Origin of the sequence: Streptomyces sp. WAC05292 (assembly GCF_003949955.1) — a bacterium.
In the GTDB taxonomy this organism is placed as follows: Bacteria; Actinomycetota; Actinomycetes; order Streptomycetales; family Streptomycetaceae; genus Streptomyces; species Streptomyces globosus.
Genome location: NZ_RPSE01000433.1, coordinates 1 through 5,040, shown reverse-complemented (window position 1 = coordinate 5,040; position 5,040 = coordinate 1). Strand labels below are relative to the sequence as shown.

General features: G+C 79.2%; 3 protein-coding genes. 1 reads left to right on the top strand and 2 read right to left on the bottom strand.

The genetic code is table 11. The annotated features are described in order from the left end of the window. Nucleotides 1–231: 231 nt before the first annotated feature. Both EF903_RS28585 and EF903_RS28580 read right to left on the bottom strand, forming a co-directional pair. Nucleotides 232–2,643, bottom strand: a complete 2,412-nt coding sequence (locus EF903_RS28585; RefSeq protein ID WP_125547911.1) for a DUF5682 family protein — start codon at nt 2,641–2,643, stop codon at nt 232–234. Next, on the bottom strand, nt 2,640–3,746 hold the full coding sequence (locus tag EF903_RS28580; RefSeq protein ID WP_125547910.1) for an AAA family ATPase: 1,107 nt from the start codon (nt 3,744–3,746) through the stop codon (nt 2,640–2,642). The genes EF903_RS28585 and EF903_RS28580 overlap by 4 nt, the downstream gene beginning before the upstream one ends. Before the next feature lie 134 nt (nt 3,747–3,880). Here EF903_RS28580 and EF903_RS28575 point away from each other — a divergent pair, with 134 nt between their 5' ends. Then, nucleotides 3,881–5,005 carry a hypothetical protein gene (locus tag EF903_RS28575; RefSeq protein WP_125547909.1) on the top strand — a complete coding sequence of 375 codons (1,125 nt, stop codon included), beginning with the start codon at nt 3,881–3,883 and terminating at the stop codon, nt 5,003–5,005. Nucleotides 5,006–5,040: the final 35 nt, after the last annotated feature.

The window sequence follows — 5,040 nt, the reverse complement described above, 5'->3', positions numbered from 1 at the left end:
GGGCCGCACCTCCCGCTCACCCGCGCCGTCCCCCTTCGCCGCCCGGCGGCGCCCCGCCGTCCTGTGCCCTCCGTGCGCGCCGTCCACATGTCATCCCCCGGCCGGCGCCCCGTCGTCCCTCCCGTTCATCCGCACCCTGCCCGTCGTCCTACGCCGGTGCCCGGGGCCCCTCCATTCGTCCGCCCGCTCCCCCTGTCGTCGTCCGGCCGGCGCCCCGCCGGGCCGTCCCGATCATCTGCGCGGTCCCCCCGCCGGCTCCCGGCCCGCGCCCCGGCGGCCAGGCTCCGACCCGTCCCCCGGGAGGGCCGGCTCGCCGGACGGACGCGCCTGCGGGGCGAGCCGGTCGGCGGCCGCCAGCAGCAGGCGGGCCAGGTCGGCCGCGGCGTCGGCGCGGGCAGCGTCCGGCACCGCGGCGAAGCCCTCGGGGGTTCCCGCGCCGGCCGCCGCGCGCCGGGCGCCGGGGCCGCGCCGGGCCAGTTCGCCGAGCGTCCGCCGCACGCCCGGCTCGTACGCGCCGAACGTCCTGCGCAGCAGCGGCAGCACGTCGGTGAAGGCGTCGGCCGGCACCGCGGCGAGCCATCGGTCGATCAGGCCGAACAGCCGGTCGTCGTGGACGAGCAGCGTGCCGCCGCCGGCGCCGGCTCCGGCGAAGCCGTCGATCCAGCCGGCCGCGTCCGCGGGGGCGGCCGCCGGCGACAGCGCCAGCCCCATCAGCCGCGCCGCCTCCGGAACGGGCAGCCGCCCCTCGTCGAGGAGCAGCCGCACCGCCCGCCCCCGTATCGCACCGGGGACGCCGTCCCGGGCGCCGAGGGCGGCGAGGACCGCCGCCCAGCGCTCCTGGAGGTCCTCGTCGTCCAGCAGGCCGACCGCCCCGTGCACGGCCTCCACGTGCCCGCGCATCCCGGCCGCCGCCCCGGCGTCGAGGCCGGCGGCGCAGGCGGGGGGCAGGGCCACGCAGATCCGCTCGGCCAGTCCGCGCGCCACCGCGCGCAGGGCCGGAGTGGCCGTGCCCCGGACGTCCCCGTACCGCAGGGCCCGGGCCAGCGCGGGCAGGGCCTGCGCCAGCCGGGCGGCGTCGGTGTCGAGGGCCGCCAGGTCGGCGAGGGCCCGCAGCACCTGCGGCAGCGCCTCGGACAGGCCGGCCAGCAGGCACCGCTCCGCCAGCGCGGTCACGTCGGCGAGCTCCCGGGCGGCCGCCGCGTCCGCCGCGGCCTTGGCGCCGGCCGCGGCGAGGACGGTGTTGCCCCAGATCCCGGCCTCGGCCACCCGCACCGCCAGTTCCGGCTCCCAGCGCAGCCGCCACGTCTCGCGGAACGTGCCGGTGCCGGGCCGGGAGGCCGCGGGCCTGCCCCAGCCGATGCCGAGCAGCCGCAGCCGGTGCAGCAGCAGCGACCGCGCCGCGTCCGTCGGCCCCCGCAGGTCGAGCTCCAGCTCCCGCTCCTGCGGCTCGGCCTTCAGTCGCAGCGAGCGCTGCTGCCGGGCGAGGTCCCGCTGCAGCGGCACCGCGGGCGCGCCGTCGGGGACCCGGCCGAGGACGTCCCCCACGACCAGGCGGTCCTCGACGAGCGCGAGCGGCACCTCGGAGCCGCCGCACATGACCGCCCGGACGGCGTCCAGGGTTTCGGCGAGTCCGGGTGCGGGCCGGCCGCGCACCGCGGCGAGGGTGCCGGCGAGCCGGACCGCCTCGATGACGTGCGCCGGGGAGACCGGCAGGTCCTCCTCCCGGAGCAGCGCGGCCGCCCGGGCCATCCACCGCTCGACCGGCCGGTCGGGGGCGGCGGCGAGGTGGGCGTACCAGCCGGGCGCGGCCACGCCGGCGCCGTAGCCTCCGGTACGGGCGAGCCGCCGGTGCGTCCAGGGCACCCAGGCGGTCTCCACCCTGGTCCTGGGCAGGCCTGCCAGCAGCCGCTTGTCGGCGGCGGCCGTGGTCGCGGCGCGCAGCGCCGGGACGTGCCAGGCGCCGCACACGACCGCGCAGCCGTCGCCGAACTCGCGGCGGGCCGCCCGGATCCGCTGCCGCATGTGGGCCTCGCGGACCAGGTCGCGGGGGCGGCCGCCGATCGTGCCCGAGGCGTCCTCCGGGTGGGCCCCGCGCAGGGCCTCCATGGCGTCGCCGAGCGCCTCGAACACGGCCAGGGGGTCGGCGGGGGCGTCGCCCGGCCCTCCGCGCAGCTCGACCGTGTCCTCCCACCAGCGCTCGGGGTCCTCGTACCCGGCGGCCGCGGCGAGCGCGCCCAGCGGGTCGGGCCGCGCGGTGCCGCCCGCCGGCTCCCCGGCCTCCCCTGCCTCCGCGGCGGCGAGGGTGTGGGCGGCGGGCAGGTCGACGAACCGCACGGGGACGGGCGGCTGCTGCTCCTGCGCCCAGCGGATGGCGGCCCACTCGGGGGAGAACGCGGCCAGCGGCCAGAACACGGCCCGGCCGGGGTCGTCCGCGGCATGCGAGAGCAGCGCCACGGGCGGCCGCATCCCCGGGTCGGCGGCGAGCGGCAGCAGCGCGTCGCCCTCGGGCGGGCCCTCGACCAGGACGGCCGCCGGCCGGGCGGCCTCCAGGGCGGCCCGGACCGCGCGCGCCGACCCGGGGCCGTGGTGGCGGATCCCCAGCAGCAGCGGCCCGCGCCGGGCGGCCGGGGCCGCCGGGCTCATGGCGCCACCTCGCGGCAGGCCCGGTAGAAGTCCTGCCAGCCGTCCCGCTCTCGGACCACGGCCTCCAGGTACTCCTGCCAGACGACCCGGTCGGCGGCCGGGTCCCGGACGACCGCGCCGAGGATCCCGGCGGCCGTGTCGGAAGGGCGCAGCACGCCGTCGCCGAAGTGGGCGGCGAGGGCCAGGCCGTGGGTGACGACGGAGATGGCCTCGGCGGTGGACAGGGTGCCGCTCGGGGTCTTCACCTTGGTGCGGCCGTCGCCGGTGACGCCCTCGCGCAGCTCGCGGAAGACGGTGACGACGCGGCGTATCTCCGCCAGCGCATCGGGCGCGGGCGGCAGGTCGAGGGCGCGGCCCAGCTGGTCGACGCGCCGGGCGACGATGTCGACCTCGGCGTCGGCGGTGGCGGGCAGCGGCAGCACGACGGTGTTGAAGCGGCGGCGCAGCGCGCTGGAGAGGTCGTTGACCCCGCGGTCGCGGTCGTTGGCGGTGGCGATGAGGTTGAAGCCGCGGACGGCCTGCACCTCCTCGCCCAGCTCCGGTATGGGCAGGGTCTTCTCGGACAGGATGGTGATGAGCGCGTCCTGGACGTCGGCCGGGATGCGGGTCAGCTCCTCGACGCGGACGGTCGCCCCCTCGGCCATGGCCCGCATGACCGGGCTGGGCACGAGGGCGTCGCGGCCGGGGCCGCGGGCGAGGAGGCGGGCGTAGTCCCAGCCGTAGCGGACGGCCTCCTCGGGGGTGCCGGCGGTGCCCTGGACGAGGAGGGTGGAGTCCCCGCTGACGGCGGCCGCGAGGTGCTCGGACACCCACGTCTTGGCGGTGCCGGGGACGCCGAGCAGGAGCAGCGCGCGGTCGGTGGCGAGCGTGCTGACGGCGACTTCGACGATGCGGCGCGGGCCGACGTACTTGGGGGTGACGGCGGTGCCGTCGGCGAGGGTGCCGCCGAGGAGGTAGGTGGCGACGGCCCACGGGGAGAGCTTCCAGCGGGGCGGGCGGGGCCGGTCGTCGGCGGCGGCCAGGGCTTTCAGTTCGTGTGCGAAGGCGTCCTCGGCGTGCGGTCGAAGTGCCTGGGCGCCGGTGCCGTTCCCGTGTGTGTCCATCGTCCCCCTCCGATGCTCCGCAGCCGTTCCCGACCGCTGCCCCCACGGTGCACCACGCCACTGACAACCAGCCTGCCGCGCAGGGTCGTTGCAGGTCAGAGCGATTGTCAGTGCCGGTCCCTACGGTGGTTCCCATGACTGACCAACAGGTCCGCCACACCGAGGAGCAGGTGCCGTCCCACGCTCGTGACGCCCCGTCGGGGACGCCCGGGCCGGGACGGGGGGAGGCAGGTGCACAGACCCGGATCGGAGGTTCCGCTTCCGGTCGGTCGGCGGGGGCGCGGGCCGCACCCGCGGACCCGGAGGCGGCCCGGCGCAGGGCCGGGCGGAGGGCGGCCCGGATCGGCGCGGGCGTCGCCGAGTTGGAGCAGCGCCTGGCCGACCTGGTCCGCGAGGGGCTGGCCGGCCGGGAGCAGGCGGGACCCGCGCTCTGGGAGGAGACCGCGGCCCGCATGGTCGACGCCCAGGCGCCCGGGCTGGCCTCCCGGGTGAGGGAGTTGGGGGCGATACCCGGTTGCGGGCCCGGCTGGCCCGCCCGGATGCTTGAGGAGGGCGCGCTGCTGCACCTGCTGAACCGGGGATGGCTCGGTCTGGCAGGCCTGCCGCAGCCGCTCGCCGCGACGGTACGGAGCAGGGTGGGGCTCCCGGACGCCGCCGCGGAGGGGGAGGCCGTACGGGACCGCTGGCTGGTGCTGGCCCAGTACGACTCGGTGTCGCCGGACGGCCGGCTCACCACCCGCCGGACATGGCTGCGCGGGACGGGGAGCGGACGCCCGGCCCTGGTACTGGACTTCGGTCCGCCGGGGCGGCCGCCGCGGCTCGCGCTGCCGGTCGGACGGGTGGTGGAGGCGGATGCCCGCTTCCGCCCCGGGACGGCGGGACTGCGCGCGGACCTCGTGGAGGGGTACGGCGCGGGGGCGCCGTGCGGGCAGGCCCCGGAAGGGGTCGGCACCGGGGCGGCACTCGACGCGTACGGGGCGGCGCTGCGGGAGGACCCGTGGCTGGATTCCTGGCCGGTCGTGCTGGGCCCGGTGGTGCCGGTACCGGGCGAACGGGGCTGGCAGCTGGCCGACGCCGAAGGCGGCGGCGCCCTGCCGGTCGCATCCGGCGGGGGCCGGCCGCAGGCCGGGCTGTGGCAGCTGGCCGCCCTGTCGGGCGGCGGGCCGGTCACCGTCTTCGGCGAATGCGGCCACCGCGGTTTCACACCGCTCACGGCCTGGGAGCCGGGCCGTCCTGAGCCGGTCGCCCTGACCGGCTGAGGGGGCCGGGCGGGGCCGCACCAAGGGGAGGGAGC

Coding starts and splice junctions, on each gene's coding strand:
- EF903_RS28580 (WP_125547910.1), bottom strand. CDS start 3,746: ATGGACACACACGGGAACGGCACCGGCGCCCAGGCACTTCGACCGCAC.
- EF903_RS28585 (WP_125547911.1), bottom strand. CDS start 2,643: ATGAGCCCGGCGGCCCCGGCCGCCCGGCGCGGGCCGCTGCTGCTGGGG.
- EF903_RS28575 (WP_125547909.1), top strand. CDS start 3,881: ATGACTGACCAACAGGTCCGCCACACCGAGGAGCAGGTGCCGTCCCAC.